The organism is Chryseobacterium cheonjiense, from assembly GCF_012927265.1.
GTDB classification, from domain to species: domain Bacteria; phylum Bacteroidota; class Bacteroidia; order Flavobacteriales; family Weeksellaceae; genus Chryseobacterium; species Chryseobacterium cheonjiense.
In genome coordinates, this window is record NZ_JABBGF010000001.1 from 2,078,367 (window position 1) to 2,100,571 (window position 22,205).

The following is a 22,205-nucleotide window of genomic DNA, read 5'->3' on the forward strand; positions in this document are numbered from 1 at the left end:
TTATTGATTACTATTAATATGATTTTGCTAAACTTTCAAAACACCGCTCTCTTTTTTAGCATTTTAAAAACAACATTGACCAAAATGAATACTGCAGTTACTATGGCCGAAATATACACTGTATAATTAGAATGCTGATTGGCGACTGCAATAGCGATCAATGCCCAGACTGCCACTAATGCAAACACGCTCATATTCATCTTCCAGATCATATATAAATGGATTACCGCCGCAATAACGAACATGGAGATCGTCCAGGCAGTTTCGGAAATCCCGAAACCTGTCCATTCGATTTTTTTCAGATATGCTGCTGTATTTGCAATCAGTGCTACGGAAATCCAACCCGAATAGATATAAAAAGGCCAGCGAAGGAAAATTGCTGTTTTAAAATCCCCGGATTCTATAAGATCCCGGTTGTTGAGAATAATTTTAAGTAAAGAGATAAATAAGACAACCATGACCGGAATTGTAAGTAAGGTATACTCGTATAACCAGGTAAATATCCAAAGGCTGTTTGCAATGCATGAAATGATAAACCACCAGCCAACATTTAAAACAACTTTTTCTTTGTCATCCGTATTTTTCGTGAATGGTCCGTAATAGATCACAAAACCCAAAAGACCCAGATAAATAAGTCCCCAGATGGAAAAAGCATATCCTGCAGGGGTAAACAGATTCTGAAATTTTGCAGAAATACTGCTCATTGTTTCACCATTAAGGATTCCGGTGTTTGAAAGGTAGTTGATGCCAATTGTTGCAACCAGAACGACGATATTTAAAATCTTCAGTAGCCTTGCCATAATGTATTTTTTAGAGCGCTTTTTAGAATTTATTTTACCGTTAAATTACTCATTTTTTTTAAGCCGAAATCATCAAAAAGTAAATTATTACAGACAAAATCACTACCTTTTGGGTACATTTTTTAAGGGCGTCTTATCATAGTGTATCCAGAAAAAATAATTTGAAAAATAATTATACTTCATCTCCATTATAAAGTAATTTACATCATGTATTCAATTCTTGAAAAATTTATCCGAAGCAAAGGCGATATCTCTTCACAGGAAATGGAGACCGTAAAATCTTTTTTCACAAAGCTTACAACCGAACGAAACGAAATACTGATCCAATATGATCAGGTATGCAGATATTATTACTTTATCAACAAAGGATGTATCCGGCTGTTCACTACCACGAAGGATGGTGCAGACACCTCAAGGTACTTTGCATTTGAAGGGAGCTTTGCTACTGCTTTGCCAAGCTTTATTGATCAGAAACCGGCTCACGAGTATCTGCAGACGATTGAAAAATCGGAGTTACTCTGTATTTCGAGGAGGGATTTTTATCATTTGGTTGAAACGATACCTCAATTTGCCAAAGTATACACTGAAATTTTGGAGCTCGGATTTATTGTAGCCCAAAAGAGGATCTACGGATTTCAGGGTTTTGATGCCTTCGAGAAAGTGAAATGGCTCATTGAACATCAGCCCCAGCTTTTACTCCGGGTATCCAATAAAATGGCAGCTTCTTATCTGGGAATATCTCCTTCAACATTAAGCAGGATAAAATCAAAACTATAAAACGTTGACATAAGGCAACGTTTTTGTTTTTTGGCGGAGTTAATTTTGTAAAAGGTATTTAGAAATAATCCAACATCAAATAATTTAAATTTAAAACCAATACAAAATGAAATCATTCATCGTTACGATCTTATTTACGTTTTTGTGGATAGGAATTTCTGCACAGAAAAATAATTTCCAGCTTTCAACTCATATCCTGGACGTTTCCAGAGGCGTTCCTGCCACAGGGGTCAGTATAAAGCTAGAAAAATACAGTGAACAGTCGAAAACCTGGAATTTTGTGGATGAAAAAAAGACCGATACAAATGGAAGAATCTCAGATTTCCTTCCAGCAGAAAATAAAAATATGGGTATTTTTAAATTGATCTATTATACGAAAGATTATTTCAACAAAAATAACACGGAAAGTTTTTATCCATATATCGAGGTCGTATTTGAAATCAGGGATACAAACCATTACCATGTTCCTATAACACTTTCGGCGTATGGTTATTCTACATACAGAGGAAGCTGATTGAATAGCCATTGAAAATTCAGACTCCCGTATTTCAAATTGAGGAATTATAAAAATAAAAAAGGAAAAAGCAATTAAAATGCTTTTTCCTTTAAGGTGACCCCGGAGGGATTCGAACCCCCAACCGACGGAGCCGAAATCCGTTATTCTATCCAGTTGAACTACGGAGCCATTTTATAAATGATAACTGATGAATTATAAATGATTAATCATTCATCAATTATATCTATCAATTATATTAGAATGTAATCTTCACACCTCCCAAAATCTGCGCCCCAAGTACTTTATAGCCCTTATAGGTTTGGTATTTTGAGTTCAAAAGATTATTTCCGAGTGCGAAAATACTGAAATTTTTGTGAATTTTATACTCTGCCGACAAGTTTAAATCTGCATACCCCCCAACTTTATCATTCGTATCCTCGGTAGACAGGTAGGTTACCGGACTTCCAACTCCCTCAAGCACAAAGGAATTCGTTGTTCTGTCACTGGCAAAAATCCCTTTAAAACCAAGCATTAATTTTTGATCCAGCATGGTATATTTTGCCCCGATGGATGCCGTTACAAGCGGTACATTATAAATATCCGAGTAATTATCAAGGTCAAATTTGGTGAATTTCACTTCCGTATCCAGGATAAGGTTGGCCAACGGGAAATATTGAAGGCTTCCTTTAATGTCGCCTACATTTCCGTTGTCATAAACAGCAGAAAAAGTATTGGCAAAGTTATAAGCGGAACGGTTCTCCGAAGTATAATCGAAGAGATCATTTGCTCTGAAGAACATAATATCATTCATTTTTCCATAGCCTGCAGAAACATCATATTTAAACATTTCGTCGATATCTCCTCTTAAACCTACATAAAAATGGTATTTTGTCTCGGTAGGCCTCAGGTACTGATCGGAAACGATGAAAGGATTTTGCTGTAAAAGATCGGCATACGTATTGAGCTTAAGACCTCCGTCTACCCCACCGTAGAATTTAAACTCATCAGCGGCGGCATACTGGAATTCAGCCTGAGGAAACCAGTACGTTTTATTATTTTTCAACTGTTCAGCCATCATCGCATTCTGATTTTTTGAATTCAAAAATGCGAAGGAAGAACCTAACATTAAGTAAGAATCTCCTTTTCTGAAAGTTACTTTCGGAGCAAGATTCAGGTTAACAAAGTTGGATGTATTTTTATCGACAATGGCAAATTCACTTTTCACGGCCTCTACACCTACTCCCAGATCAGCATTCAGGTTAATTCCTGATTTGCCGATTTCCACTGCATGTTTTGATAAGTTGGCCAAAACGGAAACCTGGTTTTCCTGTGCATCGAAATGGTCTTTCAGGAAAGATGATTTTACCCGTACATCATTCAGGATTTCATTAGAATAAAAATCATAATATCCGTTTACCTTGAACTGATTCACCCTTTGGTCAAGATCAACATCCCCCGGTTCAAGAGCATAAATTCCGTAGTAATTGTAGCTGTCTAATCCATATTCAGCATTTAGGTTGAATTTCCCCTTATCTCCGTAAGAATTGAGGAAAGCACCTAATGTTGTAGAACTTTGCTTGGAATCCCAGTCATACACCTTTTTCAGGCCTTGTGTGGAAAGAAAATGAGCATCAACACCCACTTCGATTTTGTTTTCCAGTGTTTTGGAAATATTGGCATCTCCGAGAATTTTCCCGTAATTCCCCATTCCGAACTGGATATAATTATTTTGTGCAGAACCTTCAAATTTTGGCGTCACATCCTGTCCCTGGATCGTAGAGGTTTTAAAATCGGAAACCGCAGGAACATCCGTAATTCTGTATTGTACAGGATTCTGGGATTTTTCTTCCGGCGGATAATTTTTAATCGTTTCTACTGAAGTTTTCTTTTTTTCGATCTTCTTTACTTCCGGTTCTCTTTTTTTATTAAGAATCAGTTTTTCTTCTTTGATCTGGGAAAACGCCACCGAGGAAAACCCTAAAAATATAATGGATAATAATTGAATTCTTTTATTCATTTTTACAATAGGTATTAATGTATAATGTGGGATGTATAATGTATCTGAACGCTACATTTTACTTTTTACACTCTACGTTTTACATTTTATACTTTTATTTTTTAATCTGCTTTTTCACTTCTTTTGCTTCCGCTACGATTTCAGGGAAATCCTTGTAGTTCTCGATAATCTGATCGCAGGTATAACTTGCCTGGTAATTATCTTTTAAACCTACATAGTTTTTCGCCATTAACACAAGCGCTTTGGCACCCCAGTATTCTTCGGAAGAATAATTATTGGCCAGCCTGAAAATGGTTTCGTTGGAAGATTTGAAAGCCTTTGCTTTATTCTGATAAAATGCTTTTGCATAAAGCGATTCTGCCGCAACTTCCGTGTTGGAAGATTTTTCCAGTGAAGCGTAAGCCGTCTGTGCATCCTTATCTTTCCCTGAATTCATCAGGCTTCTTGCCTTAATCACTTTTGCAGTTTCAATAACGGCTGCTGAGTTTTTGCTGTTGGCAATTACCGCATCTGCAAGTTTTTCAGCTTCCGAAAAATTCTTTTCTTCTGCATATAACTTCATCAGTTCCACATTCGCATAGTTTTTAACATTTACGTTTGAAGAATTTCTGATATTTTCTAAATATTTTCTCGCTTCTGCCGAATCACCCTGTGCAATATAAATCTGTGCAAGACGGGTTTGCGCATCATCCTGATAATCGTTTTGCACATTGGCAATTTCCTGTAAAACCAACAATGCTTTTGTTGTATTTTTTGTCTGGTAATAACTTTCTCCAAGCTCATACTTAGCCTGGTAAAGACCTTCTCCTGTAGGATTCTGCGTTAAATATTTTTCATAATAAGAAATCGCGTTTTTGTAGTCTTTTTTAGCAAAATACTGTTTTGCTGTAGAAAGGTTGATTTCGTCAATTTCAGAAGCATCGATATTTACACCTATATTTCTGGCGAAACTTTCATATCCTGCAACGTCGCCGTTTTTAGTGAAGATCGGTTTTGCAGCCTGTACAATTTTTTCAGCGTACGCTGTATTTCTGTACTGCTCACCAAGAGATCTTAATTCAGATAATGCTTTATCATTCTGATTTAAATCAATATAATTCTGAGCCCTGTAAATTGACGCATTGGCTACAAGATCCTTATCAGATGAACTTCTGATTACTTTGGCGAAAAAGTCATTCGAGTTGGCAAAATCATCCTGCGCCGCGTACGCTGTTCCGATTTCGTATTGGGCATCATCATAATATTCAGAATCCGGATATTTTGACAGAAGGTTTTTCAGGTTAGAGATCTTTGCCTGCGTATCGCCTTTAAATCCTAGAGCCATTGCCTTTTGATACAATGTATAATCTGTAGCATCTTCATTTTTTTCGTAGATGGCAATCGCCTCATTCAGATTATTATTGGCGTAATTGATGTCTCCAAGACGAAGCTCCGCATCATTTTTAAATTCAGGTTTCGGATTTTTTAAATATTGGGTAAAATACTGTTCTGCCTGATCAAACTTTTTAGACTTGAAATAAGCGTATCCCAAATCGTAAGGAAGCTGCTGCTTCTCAGGGAAATTTTCGTTCAACAGCTTTTCGTAGCGTACAATTGCAGAAGGATAATTTCCTTTTTGGTAATACACCTGTCCGAGCCAGTACAACGCTCTGTTGTTAAATTCTTTATTAATATTAAATCCTAAACTTCTCAGGAAATACTGTTCCGCTTCATCATAATTTCCTTTGTTGAATTCTTCTGTTCCCAATAAATAAGAAACCTCCTGGTCAATTTTATTAATTTCCGGGGATGAATTCTGAAGCCTGTCTATTGCGTTCAGCGTTTCTTTATAATTTCCGGAATACAGATAAGACTTTACCAGAAGCGATCTCATCTCTGAAGCATTCGTATTCGGATTTTCGTTGATATAATTCTGAATTACCGTAGAAGCACTTTCAAAAGGGTTCCCGATATCGTAGCTTAATTTCGCATACTGTTCATGGGCAAGCTTCTTCACTTTCGGATCATAATTCATCTGATAGGACGAACGGAAAGCGGAAAGCGCTTCCTGCTTTTTATCAACTGCGAGATAGGCATTTCCAAGCTGATAATAAGCATTTTGAGCCAGTGCAGAATTGCTGTTTAACAATTGATTATAGTATGAAACTGCTTCATCATATTTTTTAAGCTGGGCCGCCACAAATCCCATTTCATAAAGATCATTTTCCGAAGGATTCTGCTGAACGCTCAGATAATCCTTAAGATGAGGATATGCAGAAGTATAATCCCCTTGCATAAAATAACTTTCGCCGATGATTTTGTGAACTTCCGCTTTATAAGATTCTGAAATATCTTCATTCAATAAAGCCGTTCCTTCTGAAATTGCCTTGCCATAATCCTTATCATTATAATACATCTGAACATAGTAAGGACGAACGAGCTTTGAATATTTAGGCTGGTCTTTTACCGAGTCAAAATACTGGAATGCTTTATCATTCTGCCGGTCGGAATAATATAAGTGTCCGAGCATGTAAGCGATGTCGCCTTTCTGAGATTCATCTGCCGTTTTATAAGCTTCTTCGAGGGCATCGGTTGCCCCTTTGGAATCTCCCATCATAAATTTGGCGTAGCCTAATTTAAGGACATACTGCGTATTTTCTTCTTTTGAAAGCTGATACTGGTTAACTTTTTTAAGCGTTTCCAATGCTTTAGGAAAATCCTTTTTAGCAAGATAATAATCGGCCAGCGGTAAATTAGCCTGCGCAAAATACGCCGAGTTCGGATATTCTTTAATAAAAGCCGTTAAACCTTCTTCCGCATGATTTTTCTGAAGAATTACACCGATGACATTATCAAAAAACTGCGCTGCTTCCTGTTTTGACCTGGACAAGTTCTGGTTGTAGAAATACTGTCTGGCATATTCGTATTGAGAAGCGTTGTATATTTTGGTCTGATAAAGATTTTCAGCGAGATTGAATCTGTAGTTTTCTTTTTGGGTAAAGTACTGAGACTGCTGTGCATCGGAAATTCCGAAATAGAACACCGCAGCCGCTAAGAGTATTTTTTTTGATTTCATTAATTTTAAATTTTAAAATGTTTAAGACTGATAATCAGGTCTAATATATTTAAAATTCTGTGGAAAAATTATCCACAATCCATCAACGAAAATATTGAAAAGATATTGTATAAACAAGCCTTTTAACACATTGTTAATAAGTGGATAATTTTTTAAGACTTCTTAACTTTTCGCCAAGAAACCTTAAGAAAATCTGAATTATTTCAGATAAATAATTACATTTGCTTTTTTCAAATCAAATTTTAGAATTGAATGAGTCAGCTATTTAGAAGGAAAATCTATTCAGATTCAGACACATCCACGAGCCTGCACAGGGTTTTAGGAGTCTGGGATATTGTGTTTTTTGGTATTGCGGCGATTATAGGTGCAGGGAGTTTCAGCAGTTTGGGAGAGGCCGTTTTTCGAGGAGGTCCCGGAGTTATTTTACTGTATCTGATTTGTGGTTTTGCCTGCGGATTTACTGCGCTCTGCTATGCTGAATTTGCCAGCAGGATTCCTACTGCAGGTTCTGCCTATACGTATGCGTACGCCAGTTTCGGGGAACTTATTGCATGGGTCATCGGATGGGCGCTCATTATGGAATATTCCTTCGGAAATATCTATGTGGCATTTTCCTGGTCAGATTATTTTACCAGTTTTTTAGAAAGAATGGGAATGCATATTCCGGATTACCTTACCTGCAGCTATACGGAAGCCAAAAAAGCTTTTATGAACGGCTCTGAAAACAAAGAACTGATCAACGCATGGACAAATGCTCCTTTATTAGGAAGCTTAAAATTCATTGTTGATGTACCTGCTTTGGTAATCAACGGGCTCATTACCTGGTTATGTTATGTTGGGGTTAAAGAAAGTAAAAACTTCAATAACGTATTGGTGATCCTGAAACTTGCAGTGATTGTTTTAGTGATTCTGGTAGGTTTTGCATACATCAATACGGATAACTGGACGCCTGTAAATCCTGAAACTCAGGTAGCTTCTTTTATGCCGAATGGTTTTGCAGGGGTTATGAGTGCAGTCTCGGGCGTATTCTTCGCTTACATCGGTTTTGATGCTTTAAGCGTGCTTTCCGAAGAGACGAAAGATCCGCAGCGAACGTTACCGAAAGGGATGATTATTTCTTTGGTATTGTGTACTTTTATTTATATCGCATTAACGCTTGTTTTAACAGGTATGGTCGATTACCGCAAATTCGACGGTGTGGGAGATCCGCTTTCCTTTATCTTTGAAAAATCCAATGCCAATGTTGCCTGGATGGAACTTGTAGTATCTTTCGTTGCCATAATTGCCATTACAACCGTTCTTCTGGTTTTCCAGATGGGCCAGCCGAGAATCTGGTACGCCATGAGCCGTGACGGACTGATGTCCCCGAAGTTTCAGAAGGTACATCCGAAATATAAAACCCCTTCTTATGCAACCGTAGTTACGGGAATTGTAGTTGGTATTCCTATATTATTTACGGATAAAAGCTTCATTCTCGATTTTACAAGTATCGGGACTATTTTTGCATTTGTGTTAGTTTGCGCAGGTGTTCTGATGCTTCCTGCAAAAGAGAAACTGAAAGGCAGATTCCATCTTCCTTATATTAATGGTAAAATTATTTTCCCGGTTATTTTCATCGGAAGTTTGATCGGTTTCTATTTCTGGCAGCCTGAGTTTTTCCATACACTAATGGACTGGAAAGATCCGAAAGAAGGTGAATTCAGAGCTTCGATCTTTTTCTTTATTCTGATCAATCTGGTGTTGTGCATCTTTACTTTTATTAAGAATTTCTCGTTGATTCCATTGGTTGGTTTAAGCTCATGCCTGTATCTTTTAACCGGGATGAGCCACGACAACTGGTTCTGGTTCGGGCTTTGGTTTGCTATCGGACTGATTATTTATTTCTGCTACGGATACAGAAACAGTAAGCTCAGAAAAGCTTAATTAAAATATACGGAAGCCGGATTCTTTATTGATTCCGGCTTTTTATTTCTTCAACATTGGCGAACTTCTTGCTTTAGCTTTTCAATAATCTAAACTACAAATGCCATGTCTGAAAGAATAAAAACATTCAGGGAGTTTTACCAATTTTACCTCACTGAGCACAGTAAAATGGGAACCCGTATTTTCCATTTCATAGGGATTTTATTAGTATTTTTCGTCATCGGGTACGTCATAAGTTCCGGAAAAGAAAGATTTTTATGGTACGTTCCGATATTCGGGTACGGTTTTGCATGGTTCAGTCACGCAGTTATCGAAAAGAATAAACCAGCAACATTTCGCTATCCGTTATGGTCGTTAATTTCTGATTTTAGACTTTTCTTTGAGCTTTTAATCGGAAAACAGAAATTCACGGGAATTCCAGTTCCGAAAAAAACGGAAGAGATTTAAAAACTTTTATAATAATAATAATTTCGGCGGGTTTGCTTTGCAAACCCGCCGAAATTTTACGTTAGACCTTACTTGAATCTTTTCTTAAAATTAAACTTTAGCATGTTCATCAGACCCGGTTCAATAATATCGATTCCTAAACCGAAATTGCTGTCTGCAACCGTGTGATGATCCGTACGGAATTTCTCAAATTCATCCTGCGGAATTTCAAGATTAACAAGAGGGTTGTATTCTATAGATACCGTTGCACCGTTTTTCGTTATCTTCTTCCGGCTTTTAAAATCAAAATAAGGATTGTTGATGGTACTTTCCTGCACCGTATATTTTTCCTCCGTATCGATCTTCTGGTCGGTATACAGACTGATCTCATACTTTTCACTGTCGAAATTATGCCAGAAAGGAAGATCTTTATGAATAAAATTCCGTGCGCTTGCTTTTACCAGATTCCGGTCGAAGTACATGAGAAAACGGTTGTTTTTAGGATCTGTATAATACGGATTTTCTATAACAGACTGGTACTGAATTTTAAATTCGTTGCGTTGTTTATCATCACTCACGATATCAATTGAAGCGTCTTTAAAAATATCCCTGATATCCGTTCCGTTTCTGTCACCCGAATAATTCAGGCTGTAAAAAAGGAAATTGTTCCAGCTGTCGATAACTTCCCGTCTGTTTGTATTTTTAAAATACCTTCTCATGGCATTGGCGCGGTTGCCTTTATACGTTGTGGTGAGTGTCAGTTTTCCTATTGAATTCTGAGCCCGGAAATCAACCTTTTCATCGACGCAGAAATAAGGATAACGGTACGGCTTTCTTTGCTTCAGTTCCTGATCGGGTTTAACTTCGAGGTAGTGCATGAAGTAAATAAACCCACGGTTTTCAAGCGTTCCGAATTCATCACGTATCGTAGCGTCTATAAAAAACTCTTCTCCTTTATGATTAATTTTCACAATCGCATGATTGAATGTTAGAAGAGAAGGGAGATAATATTTAATATAAAAATCCGTATGGAAATTTACCAGTACAATAGAAGCGTCTACCCCGATATAATCCAGAATAACTTTTAAAAGCACAGATTTGGCTTTACAGTCACCCTGTTTGTTTTCATAGGTGATGGCAGGTTCCTGCGGTTTGTGGCCGTTCATTTCATCGGCATTGAAAATGTAATAGATATTATTCTGTACATATTCAATCGCGAACTGTATTTTGTCGTCAAGATCAGGTAAGGCATCAAGTTTTTCGATAAGAGCCGGTGCAAAATCTTTCAGAGTGGCTGTATCAAAAATTTCCTGGTAAATAGGCGCAATATAATTGGAAAGTTCTTTCCAGTTGTTAGCTGTGGCGAAATCAATAAAAGGAAAAATCTCCCGACTGGCATCTACCGGATTGATATAATTGTTTTCTTCAAAAATAAATTTTTCACCCTTTTCAAGATAATGAATTTCCGGTTCCAGAACATTGCCGTTTTCATCCCTGAAGAATGTTTTCTTATACGCAATCTTTTCATTCCGCTCATTAATGAAGGTAAAAGTATACCTGCCGTATGCCCAGTAGTTGTCGGGGCTTACCCAAACATATTTTGAAAATTCTTTTCTCAGAAAATCACGTTCGGTAAATGGTTTTACTCTTGAATCTTCAAGAATCAGGACGTCATACAACCGCAGATCTTTTATGGTAATATTGATCTTCTTGTTGCTGCTCAGGATTCCGCCGCTGCTGTGGTTCTCGCTGTCCAGCACTTTAATTTTAGTATCCGGAATTTTATCGATCAAAATACCGTCTCTTAAAACACTGATGCGGTGAATATTATAGACTTCATTTTCTTCGACCACAATATCGGAAACTGAGGCTCTTTCAAGATTAGCAGGCTCATTTAAAGTGTATGCCATGCAGACATATTCACTGTTTTCGGTATTGCTGGTGTGATATTTTTTATCTAAGAAATAACAAAAATCCTTTCCTTCATTGTTTTGCTGTCGGGCAAAATCGGAATCCTGTATTCTGCTTATGAGTTCCTGATCATTAATATTTCCTGCCCATTCTTCCGATTTTCGGATTCTGTAATTTTCAATTTCAATCTGATTATCCATATAATGTTTACTGTTGTGTTTGGTAAAAAAAAGAAAGGTTAAATTAAGTATTTAAAATTGTAAAAACAAGTGTGGAAAATGTTAAGATAACTTAAAAGTACGGCACTTTATTTAACCGCAAAAGGAGCAAAAGATATAATATTTATTTAAAATTTATTATTAAGTTAGAAAAAAAGAAAAATCTAAGTCTTAAAAATATTTGATTTTGAAATCCTTGTATAAGTGTATATCTAAGCATTGCCTCTTTGCGGTAAATTTGCAGCCATATCCGGCAGATTTTCAGGACAAAAAAATAACCTCAGCAAAACTGAGGTTTATATGTTACAGATCGTTATTGGTATTGTGTGTATGATCTTTTGGCGGTTTTGGATAATTTCCTTTGGTAACCTCTCCTACCGTGTTTGCGGCGGTCATTGCTACCACAAGATCATTCAGCATATTGCTTGCGGCCGTTGGTGAATTCGGGAGAAGAACAAGATTACTCCTATTGCTTGAGCCTACAGAATGTAAGGTATCATAATGTTGTGTAACTACAATTAATGCAGAAGCTTCGTGGGAGTTGATTTCAACATTATTCAGCATTCGTACGGATTCTTCAAGACCTTTGGCAATTTCTCTTCTCTGGTCTGCAATACCTTGTCCCTGCAATTTTTTAGATTCGGCTTCGGCTTTCGCTACAGCAACAATTCTGATTCTTTGAGCTTCAGATTCATATTCTGCCGCGGTTTTTTCTCTTTCCGCCGCATTGATTCTGTTCATGGCATGTTTTACCTGCTCATCAGGATCAATATCCGTTACTAATGCTTTAATAATATCGTAACCATAGCTTTGCATAGCTTCCTGCAACTCTCCTTTTACCGCAATCGCGATATCATCCTTTTTTACGAAAACATCATCCAGCTTCAGCTTAGGAACTTCCGCCCTAACGACATCAAACACGTAAGAAGTAATTTGGTTTTCAGGGTTTTCCAGACGGTAATATGCGTCACCAACCTGTGTTCTGATCACCTGATACTGAACCGAGATTTTCATTTTAATGAAAACATTATCGAGGGTTTTGGTATCGATCATGACATCTAGCTGCTGAATTCGCAAATTCAGTCTTTTGGCAATCTGATCAATAATCGGTAATTTAAGATGAAGACCCGAATGCTTCACAGCCTGGAATTTTCCGAAGCGTTCGATGATGGCTGCGGTTTCCTGTTTTACCACGAAGAAGGAAGCAAATAAAATAATTAATCCGATAAAAATAATAGGTACTAAAAAAAGGCTCATAGTCATAATTTTTTAATATGAATTTGTATTCTTTATAAAGATATGGTTTTTAGATTGAAAAAGAAAACCGAACACTTTGTGCGCCCGGTTTTAATTAATCGTTCTATGAAAATCTTATCATTTACCACAAAAAGAAGGTTAAATTTAATGACTCAAAAATGTTTTATAGTAATATTTAATCCAGCAGGAGATAGAATAGTTTTTTTAAGTTTACATTCAATTACATCGTCATCCCAATATCAATTCCTTTTATTTTACGGTAGAGATCCGTGGCATAATTATCCGTCATTCCCGAAACAAAATCAATAACACCCAACACTTTCTGATAATCGGTCCCGTCTTTATATTCAAACTGCTGCGGAAGTAGTTTTAAGGCTTTTTTGTCATAAGACTTTCTTTCGTTCTCATGCTTCAGAATAGAAGGAATAAAATGATCCAAAAGCTCATACATTACGTTATAACCTGCATTTTCGATTTCAACCACAGCTTTATGATTGTATATTTTCTCGATGGAAAAACTTTCAATATCCTGTAAGGTGGTATTTTCGGTTTTATAAAGATCCAAAAGGGCTTTATCCAGATTTCCTTCCAGAATTTTATCAAAATTCTGCTTGTACATTTCCAGCGATTTATTAATCAGCGCATTGATCACCTTGGCACGGAGATAAGAGATCTGCTCATTTTCGTTGGATATGGAATTCAGTTTTGTTTCAATTCTTTGCACATCGTCCGTTTCAGATTTTACCAATTCGAAAAACAGGTTTTTGCAATCGGCGGTAGATACGATTCCTAGGCGGTGTGCGTCTTCCATATCAATAATATTATAACAGATATCATCAGCCGCTTCTACCAGCCATACAAAAGGGTGCCTTTTGAAAATATGAGGATCTTCGCTTTCTGAAATCAGATTCGTTTCTTTAGCAATTTCCAGAAAAATATCTTTTTCATTCTGAAAAAAGCCGAATTTTTTACGGTGAATGAAACCTTTCTTTTTAGCGATGGCTTCACACGGATATTTGGCGATACTTGCCAGCGTTGAAAACGTAAGCTGTATACCTCCCGCATCTTTACCCTGCTGTTGCTGCGCCAACACTCTGATCGCATTGGCATTTCCTTCAAAATTCATCAGGTCGGCCCATTCTTTTTCATTGAATTTTGGCTTCAGGTCAGACTCATTCCTTTCAAAATAGCTTGCAATAGCATCTTCACCGGAATGCCCGAAAGCGGGATTTCCTACATCATGACAAAGACACGCCGCAGCAATCACATTTCCTAAGTTATGAAGGTAAAAACTTTTAGCATCTTCCGTAAGGTCGTTTTTATACTGATCGTGGATGAACTCCCCCATTACGCTTCCCAAACTGCGTCCTACAGACGAAACTTCCAGTGAATGCGTAAGACGGTTGTGCACAAAAACACTTCCCGGCAAAGGAAAGACCTGGGTTTTGTTCTGAAGTCTCCTGAATGCAGATGAAAAAATAATTCGGTCAAAGTCTCTCTGGAAATCCGTTCTCGAAGCTTTCGTATTCGGATTGTTGCCTGTACGCTGATTCGTGAAAATCTGGTTTAAGTTCATCATGCGCCAAAATTACTTCAAATTTTGTTTTTTTTCGACACATCCGGTCATTTTTTGTTACGAGCAGACGTTCTTAGTTTCCTTCCAGATTTGTTATGGCAGAATTATTGTTATTTCGACAATAAAAGAACATCATGCCCGAAGGTCCTTCCATACTTTTAATGAAAGAAAGCATTCAAAAATTTGAAGGCGGAAAAGTGCTTGAAGCCACCGGAAATGCCAAGATAGAAAAGGAGATTCTGGTCGCACAAACCCTTAATGAGATAAAAACTTTCGGAAAACAAACCTATCTTATATTTGATAACATTGCCGTAAGAATTCACCTGCTGATGTTCGGTTCTCACAGTGTTGATGAACAGACGAAACCTGACCGTCAGCTCAGATTATCTTTACTATTTTCCGAAGGGAGTATCTATTTCTATACCTGTCATGTAAAAATGGTAGATAAAGAATTTTTAGAAAGCATTGATTGGGAAGCCGATGTTATGAGCGATGTCTGGAATCCGGCAAAAGCTATCGAAAAACTGAAATCAAATCCCGAAATGATGGTTTGCGACGCGTTGATGGATCAGGATATTTTTTCCGGAGTTGGCAATATTATTAAAAATGAAGTTCTCTTCAGAATCGGTGTACATCCTGAAAGCCTTTTAGGCAAAATGCCGGATAAAAAAATAAAGGAACTGATTAAAGAAGCCCGAAATTACAGCTTTGATTTTCTGGAGTGGAAAAGAGAGTTTACGCTTAAAAAGCACTGGCTGGCTCATACTAAGAAAAACTGCCCGAAATGCGGACAAAAATTCATCAAAAAGCAGACTGGCAAAGGGAAAAGAAGAAGTTTTTTCTGCGAAACCGATCAGAAATTATATCAATAATATCCGTCATCTCCCCATTCATTACTTTTTTAAAAATATTCAATTCGAATCACATCTTCTTCGGTAAATAACACATTTACAGCAATATTTCGTTTCCATTTTTCCGAATTTTTTTCACCATTGCAGGATTAAAGATTAAATTTTATTCATATTTAAATAATTTAATCAAATTCAGGTGATTTAAATCAGGTTTTATTTGATGCTATGCGATGCATTTTGATTATTAAGTTTTGAAGCTTAAATACTATCTTTTAATAAATTCATAAAATTCAGTCAAAAAATTAATAAATTCATAAATAAATTTTCCGGTTTATATTAAATTTATGTAAACCTATTTTAACCCAAAAGTTAATTTAACAGCCATAAAACACTGATATACATCATGATTTTTATTTTCAGGTGTCATTTTATTGTCGTAATATTGCAATATCAAATCAACAATAATTAATCAAATAATTAAAAATACAATAAAATGATAGCTTACATCGGAATCGCAACATGTTTAGTCGTTTTTTCTTCTTATTTCGCAACAGTTAAGAGAGAAGAAAGAAACTAATTTAAATTCTGCGGCTGCAAGTAGCCTAAGAACTCACAAATGAATTATATTGTTTATGTTTTCAACCTTTAACGGTTGCCGCTCTTTTACTCACAGGAGTAAAAGGGCATCCAAAACATAAGACAATCCACACTAAGGACAATTTTTAATTTTTATAATAGCCGATAGAGTCGAACATGTATTTGTTCGGCTTTTTTGTTGAATAACCTTTATCTTTGCCGTTAAATTTTGCCACATGAATCTCTACAACCTTATTATCCAGGATAAAGAAGAAATTATGCTTGACGATGTATTCCTCGACAGCCATAATAAGGATCAGATCGTGCAGCTTATCAAAGAAAATACCTATTCCCGGGAACTACAGGAATACGGACTTCCTGTCAACAATAAAGTGTTGCTGCAGGGAAGCTCCGGCTGCGGAAAAACCATGACAGCAAAAGCAGTTGCCCATGCACTAGGCAAAAACATTATTATCCTCAATTTAAGCAATATCGTTTCTTCTAGAATCGGGGAAACCTCACAGAATATAAAAATGATTTTTGATAAAGCAGCACGGGAGAGATCGGTACTTTTCCTCGATGAGCTCGACCAGATCGGAAAAGCGAGAGGCAGTGACGATAAAGATGTTGGCGAAATGAGAAGACTTGTGAATACATTAATCCAGTTGATTGATTATTATCCTGAAAATGCGCTGCTGATTTGTGCCACCAATCATCCGGAAATTATTGATACTGCATTGATGAGACGATTTCAGCTTTCCGTGCATTACGAAATGCCTTCGAAAGAATTTCTTGATCTTTTTTACGATAAAATCCTTTATAAATTCCCTCAGGATCTCAGGAATATCGGACGGAAATACAGTATTTCTTTTGCAGAGGCGAAAGATCATGCTTTTACGGTGGTGAAAGGAAATCTGATCAAAAAGCTTGAAAGCGAAAATATTAAAATCTCTTAAAGCCTTGAGTCGCTTCCGGATGATAAATATTGTAACTATTCACCATTTTCAGATCTTTTCAGGATAAGATTCCTCAACCGGTCTTCATGTTCATCACCCCAGTTTCCCAGTGCAGCGATTACAGGAATAAGTGTTTTTCCGAAATCTGTCAGATAATATTCTACTTTCGGCGGAACCTGAGCATAAATTTTCCGGCAAACAAGCTCATGCTCTTCCAGTTCTTTCAGCTGAATATTGAGTACCCGGCGGGACGCATCGGGAATTTTCCGCTGCAGTTCACTGGGCCGCAGATACCCTTCATTAATGAACCAAAGCAAACGGATCTTCCATTTGCCGTAAAGCACCTCACCGATCAGATCAAGGCCGCAGTTTAAGTTCAGGGGAATTTTTCTTTCTCGCATATAACAAAATTAACCTAATGCACCAAAACGTACAATAGGGGAAAAAATTTTCCCTATGCAATTCGGTTTTCCGTTATTGCCAGAACTGTGGATACTTCAGAAATTTGTACCAAAGAACAACAGTATGAACAATGCATTTAATTTTAATAATGAACTTAAAGGAAAAAAAGCCTTAGTAACAGGCGGTACTAAAGGAGCCGGAAAAGCCATTGCACAAAGACTTCTAGCTGCCGGAGCAACCGTGATCATCACTGCACGAAATCCACCCGAAGAAATCTATTCGGGGATGCATTTCATATCAGCAGACCTCAGCACTGCGAATGGTACTCAGCAGGTAATAGATAAAGTAATGGAAACATTCGGGCCGCTTGATATTCTGGTTAATAATATGGGCGGTTCGGAGACTAAAGCCGGCGGATTTTCAGTGCTCACGGATGAAGACTGGATAGAAACAGTTCAGACAAATCTTCTATCCCCGGTACGATTAGACAGAGGTTTTCTCCCTCAAATGATCGAACGGAAAACCGGTGTTATTATTCACATCGCTTCCATACAGGCCAGGTTGCCGCTGCACGACAGCACCCTGCCTTATGCGGCTGCCAAAGCAGGTCTTTTAAATTACAGCAAAGGTCTCTCGAAAGAAGTTTCTCCGAAAGGTGTACGTGTTCTTACGGTTTCTCCGGGTTGGATCATGACAGAGTCTTCCACAAGAATGATGGAGCGGATTGCAGAAAGCAGCGGAATAAGTACTGCAGAAGCTACCCAGACTGTCATGGATGCATTAGGCGGAATTCCGTACGGAAGACCTGCGGAGCCTGAGGAGGTTGCCGAACTGGTGGGCTTCCTGGTTTCACCTCGCGCAAATTATCTTACCGGAACCGAATATGTGATCGACGGAGGAACGATACCTACTGTATAATGATTGATAATCGATGATTGATGATTGATTGTTGACCGTTGATTTTATGAAAAGAAGTCTCAGACATATATCAGATATCCACACTTTTTGTGTTAAAAATTAAAACAATAATATTAAAATAAAGCAAAATGAATTTACCAGACATCATCACGGAACTTGTAAAAACACAACAGAATTTTGACAGTCATGCCTTTGCCGATTGTTTCACCGAAACAGCCGTTGTAACAGACGAAGGCAACACCTACAATGGAAAAGCAGAAATCGAAAATTGGATCGATAAAGCTAATAAGGAATTTAAAACAGTCATGAAGCCTTTAGCTTATAACGAAAAAGAAAATATCCTATCAGCGGAAATTTCTGGAACATTTCCCGGAAGTCCGGCTGTTTTGAAATATCATCTTGAATTAAAAGACGGATTAATCAACTCGCTGAAGATCACGGGATAAATCAATCTTGTTCAGCATATTTCAATTCACGCGAAATAACTCTGAAATTAATTGGCATATAAGCAGAAATCCCTCTCATTACTGAAAGGGATTTCTTCTAATTAAATATGAATGAACTAAGTATGTTCTCTTACTGAACAATAATTTTAAAATTGCTGTTTAAATTCTCGCCGGAAACATTGAGAATATAATTTCCTGACAGCTTTCTGCCTGCCATATTCAAATTAAAAATTCCGTTTCCATTGGTGTTAATTTTTTCTTTAATGATGATCTTCCCTGTCATATCGATAACCGTCGCCGTAAGGCTGGATTTTTTATAATCCGGAAGTTTTATGGAGACCTGATCTTTTACGGGATTCGGATAAACCACTCCCATATTCTTACTGATGCTGAATTCATCATTACTCAATACTCCCTGGTTGTATAACGAATAAACTTCTGCAGGCGTTAATGTATAGTTGTACATTTTAAGCTCATCAAATGCTCCTTTATACGGGGCAGATGCGTTGGCAGTCGCCTGAAATTCAAGTTCTCCAATATTTCCAATGATAAAATCACTAGCTTCGCCAATTCCTGTAACGGCGGTTTCATCCCCTTCAGCGCTTAAAACACCATTGGTATAAATTCTCATTTTATGGGTAATAATATCTCTTTGGATCACGACATGTACCCAGTTATTCGTAAAATAATTGGCAATGGGCGATGTAATTTCCTTTTTCGTGATATTATCATCAATTGCATACCTTAACTGGCCCCCTTTTATTTCTACGTTAAAACGTTTGCCTGTGGCTCCGGTTGCAGCATTAGCCGTGATAGAACCTTTGCATAAAACATAGAGGCTTGTAGATGAAGATGACGGTATCATGCTTGTTGGCGCTTTCATCCAGAAAGAAACCGTAAAAGAACTGGTATCGAATAAAATCTGATCCTGGTGAGGAATACTTGCGATATACATATTATTCGGTGAGGTTGCCAGATCAAGCGCATTATTTTCTTTTCCGGGAACCCTTACACTGGCATTGTCGTAGCTGATGTTTAAAATACCATGATTTGCAAAAGAAGTTACATCTGCGATTTGAGCACCGGCGGAAGGAGCTTCTGAAAACGGCCAGCTTCCAACTAATGTCTGCGTTAATGCCCGAAAAGTCCATACATCTCCCGTTACAGTTCCCAACGCATTAGCAGCATCAACTCTCCAGTAATAATTAGTCGCAGGATTCAGGTTATTTAGCTGATAAGACGGTGAAGCACTGTAAGGTACAGTCCCCACATTGCTCAAATTTGCCGGATCAGTTCCGAAATAAACCGAATATGTTTCGGTATTTGCACTTCCGTTCCATTTTAACAATAAATTTCCACTGCTTAGTTCGGCACTGTTATTTCCATTTGCAGGAACCGGGCTGACCGCTTTTGTAGGAGGAGAAGGAATCGGTGGCGTGGTTACTGAAGCATTTGAAGTATAAACAGAAAACTGTGAAGCATTTATTGCTTTAACTCTATAGTAATATTGGGTGTTTGGTGTTAAACCGGTCTCATTATAAGTTGTTATATTGGCACCTAATGTTGCAATCACGGTAAAATTTGTTCCGTTGTCTGAACGTTCCAAAATATAACCGGTTTCGTTGGTCGCGTTATCATTCCAGTTGACGGTTAAAGAGCTCGCAGCAGGATTTCCTGTTGTAGTTACTGCATTTGTAAAATTCAGATTGGTTGGTGGAATAATAAAATCCGGTGGTGCCGTATTGGGCAAACCATTAATATATACCTCAATATTCAGGTACGGAGCATTATTAGTACTTACCGCAAGAGCATCGAAAACGTTTTTATCGGTCCCATTGGCATCTTCCCACGCATCGGGCATCCCGTCATTATCTGTGTCTAGAGGAGCCGGAGCACCATACACATGGCCCGCTCCTCCATTGGTAAACCCAAATTGATTGGCTAAATCTGTCTGTACATACACATAAGTTGCAGTTGTTCCTTTAGACTGTAAATCTGAAATCATTAAATTATCAACCTGGTCACGTCTCGGATATGAAGCGCCTGCTCCTAAAACAATTTTATCGAATGCAGCCTGAGCGCTTAACGCCGGGTTTTTCATTGGATAATCGTAGGGAGCTGAAAGAATTGCTGCGGGATCTCCGACCGGATAGCCCGTTAAATCCTGCGGGACCAAAGAGCCATCCAATACACCGTTTCTATTGTTATCAAAATAATTCCCGGAGCCGTAAAGATTGAAGTTGGCATTTCCCACACTGAAAGGTGTGGAAACCGTAGTGCTGGTATTAGGTCCACCCACAAAATAATTGTTGATGATATTCGCAAAAGAGCTTCCCGCAGAATCCCCGCCCATAATGTAGGCTTCTCCGGATTGGGTATGTCCATAGGTATTTCCGTAATTGCCCCAGTTGTACACCACATTGTTTACAAACTCATTGATACCTTTTATTTTATTATTACGTGTTTTGTTACAGATATATAAATTTCCGATCAGACTTATTTTACCGCCCGGTGGGGGCTGCATAAGACCGCCGGCAGAATGATTGTGACGGTGCATTCCCTGCCCGATAATGGAATTCTGAATGGTTATATTATCCGGAGCTGTACCGTTATTATCCCAGTTCACCGAGAAAACTTCATCCGTACCCCAGGTAAAAGTCATGTGATCCAAAATAATATTGGCTCCGTTTGCGATCCCGGATGCATCCTGGTTTTGAGAAATACCTCCGTACCGGATTCTCAAATATCTCGCAATCGTATTATTAGCTCCTGTAAATGAAACTCTCGGGCCTAAAAAGACAATCCCTTCTCCCGGAGCGGTTTGTCCGGCAATGGTTGTGTTAGCCGCCACGGCAACAATGGACTGTAAATTCACAATACCTCCCACTTTAAAGATGACAAATCTTCCCGGCTGGCTCACGGCATCACGGAACGAACCCGGGCCGCTGTCATTTAAGTTGGTAACTAAATAAATCTGGGGATTGGCCGCGCCTCTGGCTCCTGTTGTAAATCTTCCAAAACCGGTAGCTTCCGGAAAGGCCAGTGTCTGGGCATTCAAATCAAGGGTGGAAAATGTTAATCCGCAAAACAGCAAAGCCGTAAGTGTACGCTTAGATAGTAGTGGTTTTATCATATGAATAATTTTGTGTTAACTAATCTAAACACAAACCTGAATTGCTGCATCCTGCTGCATCCTGCCAGAGCCTAAAAATCAAACCATTGCAAGTTAAATCATTGGTTTTACACTAAGTTAGAATCCGATCAATATTCTGAAAACTATAAAAATAAATTAATGGAAAATGATCGATTTAAATAAAAATTAAATTTTACTATTTATAATCTTAATTAAATACCCGTTATGAATTTTGAATTATTGTTTTTCGAAAATAAGTGAAACGGCTTTGTTTAGCTTTATAATCAGCATTTTTTTATAATTCTTTGTATAACCTTACGATTTTTTATCGCTAGGAAAAACAATTTTTTTTATAATAAATCTTTATTTTTTAAGATAAACAATGGCATTTCATTTAATAAAGAAAGACAAAGATTTAATTATCATTCACTTGACAGTATCTGCAGAATGCACGACGGATTTAAATC

At 37.7% G+C, this 22,205-nt stretch carries 16 protein-coding genes and 1 tRNA gene; 8 read left to right on the forward strand and 9 right to left on the reverse strand.

Annotation, left to right across the window (positions count from 1 at the left end):
- Positions 1-35: 35 nt before the first annotated feature.
- Positions 36-800: a tryptophan-rich sensory protein gene (locus HHL20_RS09370; RefSeq protein WP_169230869.1), complete on the reverse strand. Its 765-nt coding sequence runs from the start codon at positions 798-800 to the stop codon at positions 36-38.
- A 207-nt stretch (positions 801-1,007) separates the two neighbouring features.
- On the opposite strand from HHL20_RS09370, the gene HHL20_RS09375 reads away from it, so the two are divergent.
- Together HHL20_RS09375 and uraH are read left to right on the forward strand one after the other, a co-directional pair.
- Complete coding sequence (locus tag HHL20_RS09375; RefSeq protein WP_169230870.1) at positions 1,008-1,577, forward strand: Crp/Fnr family transcriptional regulator; 570 nt, start codon at positions 1,008-1,010, stop codon at positions 1,575-1,577.
- A gap of 106 nt (positions 1,578-1,683) precedes the next feature.
- Complete coding sequence (gene uraH, locus HHL20_RS09380; RefSeq protein WP_169230871.1) at positions 1,684-2,091, forward strand: hydroxyisourate hydrolase; 408 nt, start codon at positions 1,684-1,686, stop codon at positions 2,089-2,091.
- Between the two features lie 97 nt (positions 2,092-2,188).
- On the opposite strand, the gene HHL20_RS09385 is transcribed toward uraH, so the two are convergent.
- From HHL20_RS09385 to HHL20_RS09395, 3 genes are all read right to left on the reverse strand, one after another.
- Positions 2,189-2,262: transfer RNA gene (locus HHL20_RS09385), tRNA-Arg, on the reverse strand.
- A 67-nt stretch (positions 2,263-2,329) separates the two neighbouring features.
- Positions 2,330-4,090, reverse strand: a complete 1,761-nt coding sequence (locus tag HHL20_RS09390) for a TonB-dependent receptor (RefSeq protein ID WP_169230872.1) — start codon at positions 4,088-4,090, stop codon at positions 2,330-2,332.
- A 94-nt stretch (positions 4,091-4,184) separates the two neighbouring features.
- A complete protein-coding gene (locus tag HHL20_RS09395) occupies positions 4,185-7,145 on the reverse strand; it encodes a tetratricopeptide repeat protein (RefSeq protein WP_169230873.1) in 2,961 nt (986 codons plus the stop codon).
- Positions 7,146-7,397: 252 nt separating this feature from the next.
- On the opposite strand from HHL20_RS09395, the gene HHL20_RS09400 reads away from it, so the two are divergent.
- Both HHL20_RS09400 and HHL20_RS09405 read left to right on the forward strand, forming a co-directional pair.
- On the forward strand, positions 7,398-9,068 hold the full coding sequence (locus tag HHL20_RS09400; protein WP_169230874.1) for an APC family permease: 1,671 nt from the start codon (positions 7,398-7,400) through the stop codon (positions 9,066-9,068).
- A gap of 105 nt (positions 9,069-9,173) precedes the next feature.
- A complete protein-coding gene (locus tag HHL20_RS09405; protein ID WP_169230875.1) occupies positions 9,174-9,515 on the forward strand; it encodes a DUF962 domain-containing protein in 342 nt (113 codons plus the stop codon).
- 68 nt (positions 9,516-9,583) lie between these two features.
- Here the strand turns inward: HHL20_RS09405 and HHL20_RS09410 are convergent, their stop codons facing one another.
- From HHL20_RS09410 to HHL20_RS09420, 3 genes are all read right to left on the reverse strand, one after another.
- Positions 9,584-11,605, reverse strand: a complete 2,022-nt coding sequence (locus HHL20_RS09410; RefSeq protein WP_169230876.1) for a DUF3857 domain-containing protein — start codon at positions 11,603-11,605, stop codon at positions 9,584-9,586.
- A gap of 321 nt (positions 11,606-11,926) precedes the next feature.
- A complete protein-coding gene (locus HHL20_RS09415; RefSeq protein ID WP_169230877.1) occupies positions 11,927-12,880 on the reverse strand; it encodes an SPFH domain-containing protein in 954 nt (317 codons plus the stop codon).
- A gap of 220 nt (positions 12,881-13,100) precedes the next feature.
- Positions 13,101-14,456, reverse strand: coding sequence for a deoxyguanosinetriphosphate triphosphohydrolase (locus HHL20_RS09420; RefSeq protein WP_169231162.1), 1,356 nt, complete (start codon positions 14,454-14,456; stop codon positions 13,101-13,103).
- Positions 14,457-14,590: 134 nt separating this feature from the next.
- On the opposite strand from HHL20_RS09420, the gene HHL20_RS09425 reads away from it, so the two are divergent.
- Positions 14,591-15,328, forward strand: a complete 738-nt coding sequence (locus tag HHL20_RS09425) for an endonuclease (protein ID WP_169230878.1) — start codon at positions 14,591-14,593, stop codon at positions 15,326-15,328.
- Between the two features lie 791 nt (positions 15,329-16,119).
- Positions 16,120-16,839 carry an AAA family ATPase gene (locus HHL20_RS09430; RefSeq protein WP_169230879.1) on the forward strand — a complete coding sequence of 240 codons (720 nt, stop codon included), beginning with the start codon at positions 16,120-16,122 and terminating at the stop codon, positions 16,837-16,839.
- A gap of 35 nt (positions 16,840-16,874) precedes the next feature.
- Here the strand turns inward: HHL20_RS09430 and HHL20_RS09435 are convergent, their stop codons facing one another.
- Positions 16,875-17,240 carry a winged helix-turn-helix transcriptional regulator gene (locus HHL20_RS09435; protein ID WP_169230880.1) on the reverse strand — a complete coding sequence of 122 codons (366 nt, stop codon included), beginning with the start codon at positions 17,238-17,240 and terminating at the stop codon, positions 16,875-16,877.
- 55 nt (positions 17,241-17,295) lie between these two features.
- Here HHL20_RS09435 and HHL20_RS09440 point away from each other — a divergent pair, with 55 nt between their 5' ends.
- Together HHL20_RS09440 and HHL20_RS09445 are read left to right on the forward strand one after the other, a co-directional pair.
- Entirely contained in the window at positions 17,296-18,159 is an 864-nt protein-coding gene (locus HHL20_RS09440) for an SDR family oxidoreductase (protein ID WP_228463148.1), read from the forward strand.
- Between the two features lie 128 nt (positions 18,160-18,287).
- Entirely contained in the window at positions 18,288-18,605 is a 318-nt protein-coding gene (locus HHL20_RS09445; protein ID WP_169230881.1) for a nuclear transport factor 2 family protein, read from the forward strand.
- 130 nt (positions 18,606-18,735) lie between these two features.
- Here the strand turns inward: HHL20_RS09445 and HHL20_RS09450 are convergent, their stop codons facing one another.
- Positions 18,736-21,738 (reverse strand): LamG-like jellyroll fold domain-containing protein, encoded by a 3,003-nt coding sequence (locus tag HHL20_RS09450; RefSeq protein ID WP_169230882.1) that lies wholly within the window; start codon positions 21,736-21,738, stop codon positions 18,736-18,738.
- Positions 21,739-22,205 lie beyond the last annotated feature (467 nt).

What these genes read in the sequence shown, in the direction of transcription:
- HHL20_RS09400 (WP_169230874.1), top strand. Translation starts at nt 7,398, where the DNA reads ATGAGTCAGCTATTTAGAAGGAAAATCTATTCAGATTCAGACACATCC.
- HHL20_RS09445 (WP_169230881.1), top strand. Translation starts at nt 18,288, where the DNA reads ATGAATTTACCAGACATCATCACGGAACTTGTAAAAACACAACAGAAT.
- HHL20_RS09410 (WP_169230876.1), bottom strand. Translation starts at nt 11,605, where the DNA reads ATGGATAATCAGATTGAAATTGAAAATTACAGAATCCGAAAATCGGAA.
- uraH (WP_169230871.1), top strand. Translation starts at nt 1,684, where the DNA reads ATGAAATCATTCATCGTTACGATCTTATTTACGTTTTTGTGGATAGGA.
- HHL20_RS09395 (WP_169230873.1), bottom strand. Translation starts at nt 7,145, where the DNA reads ATGAAATCAAAAAAAATACTCTTAGCGGCTGCGGTGTTCTATTTCGGA.
- HHL20_RS09420 (WP_169231162.1), bottom strand. Translation starts at nt 14,456, where the DNA reads ATGAACTTAAACCAGATTTTCACGAATCAGCGTACAGGCAACAATCCG.
- HHL20_RS09370 (WP_169230869.1), bottom strand. Translation starts at nt 800, where the DNA reads ATGGCAAGGCTACTGAAGATTTTAAATATCGTCGTTCTGGTTGCAACA.
- HHL20_RS09390 (WP_169230872.1), bottom strand. Translation starts at nt 4,090, where the DNA reads ATGAATAAAAGAATTCAATTATTATCCATTATATTTTTAGGGTTTTCC.
- HHL20_RS09430 (WP_169230879.1), top strand. Translation starts at nt 16,120, where the DNA reads ATGAATCTCTACAACCTTATTATCCAGGATAAAGAAGAAATTATGCTT.
- HHL20_RS09405 (WP_169230875.1), top strand. Translation starts at nt 9,174, where the DNA reads ATGTCTGAAAGAATAAAAACATTCAGGGAGTTTTACCAATTTTACCTC.
- HHL20_RS09440 (WP_228463148.1), top strand. Translation starts at nt 17,296, where the DNA reads ATGCAATTCGGTTTTCCGTTATTGCCAGAACTGTGGATACTTCAGAAA.
- HHL20_RS09450 (WP_169230882.1), bottom strand. Translation starts at nt 21,738, where the DNA reads ATGATAAAACCACTACTATCTAAGCGTACACTTACGGCTTTGCTGTTT.
- HHL20_RS09435 (WP_169230880.1), bottom strand. Translation starts at nt 17,240, where the DNA reads ATGCGAGAAAGAAAAATTCCCCTGAACTTAAACTGCGGCCTTGATCTG.
- HHL20_RS09425 (WP_169230878.1), top strand. Translation starts at nt 14,591, where the DNA reads ATGCCCGAAGGTCCTTCCATACTTTTAATGAAAGAAAGCATTCAAAAA.
- HHL20_RS09375 (WP_169230870.1), top strand. Translation starts at nt 1,008, where the DNA reads ATGTATTCAATTCTTGAAAAATTTATCCGAAGCAAAGGCGATATCTCT.
- HHL20_RS09415 (WP_169230877.1), bottom strand. Translation starts at nt 12,880, where the DNA reads ATGAGCCTTTTTTTAGTACCTATTATTTTTATCGGATTAATTATTTTA.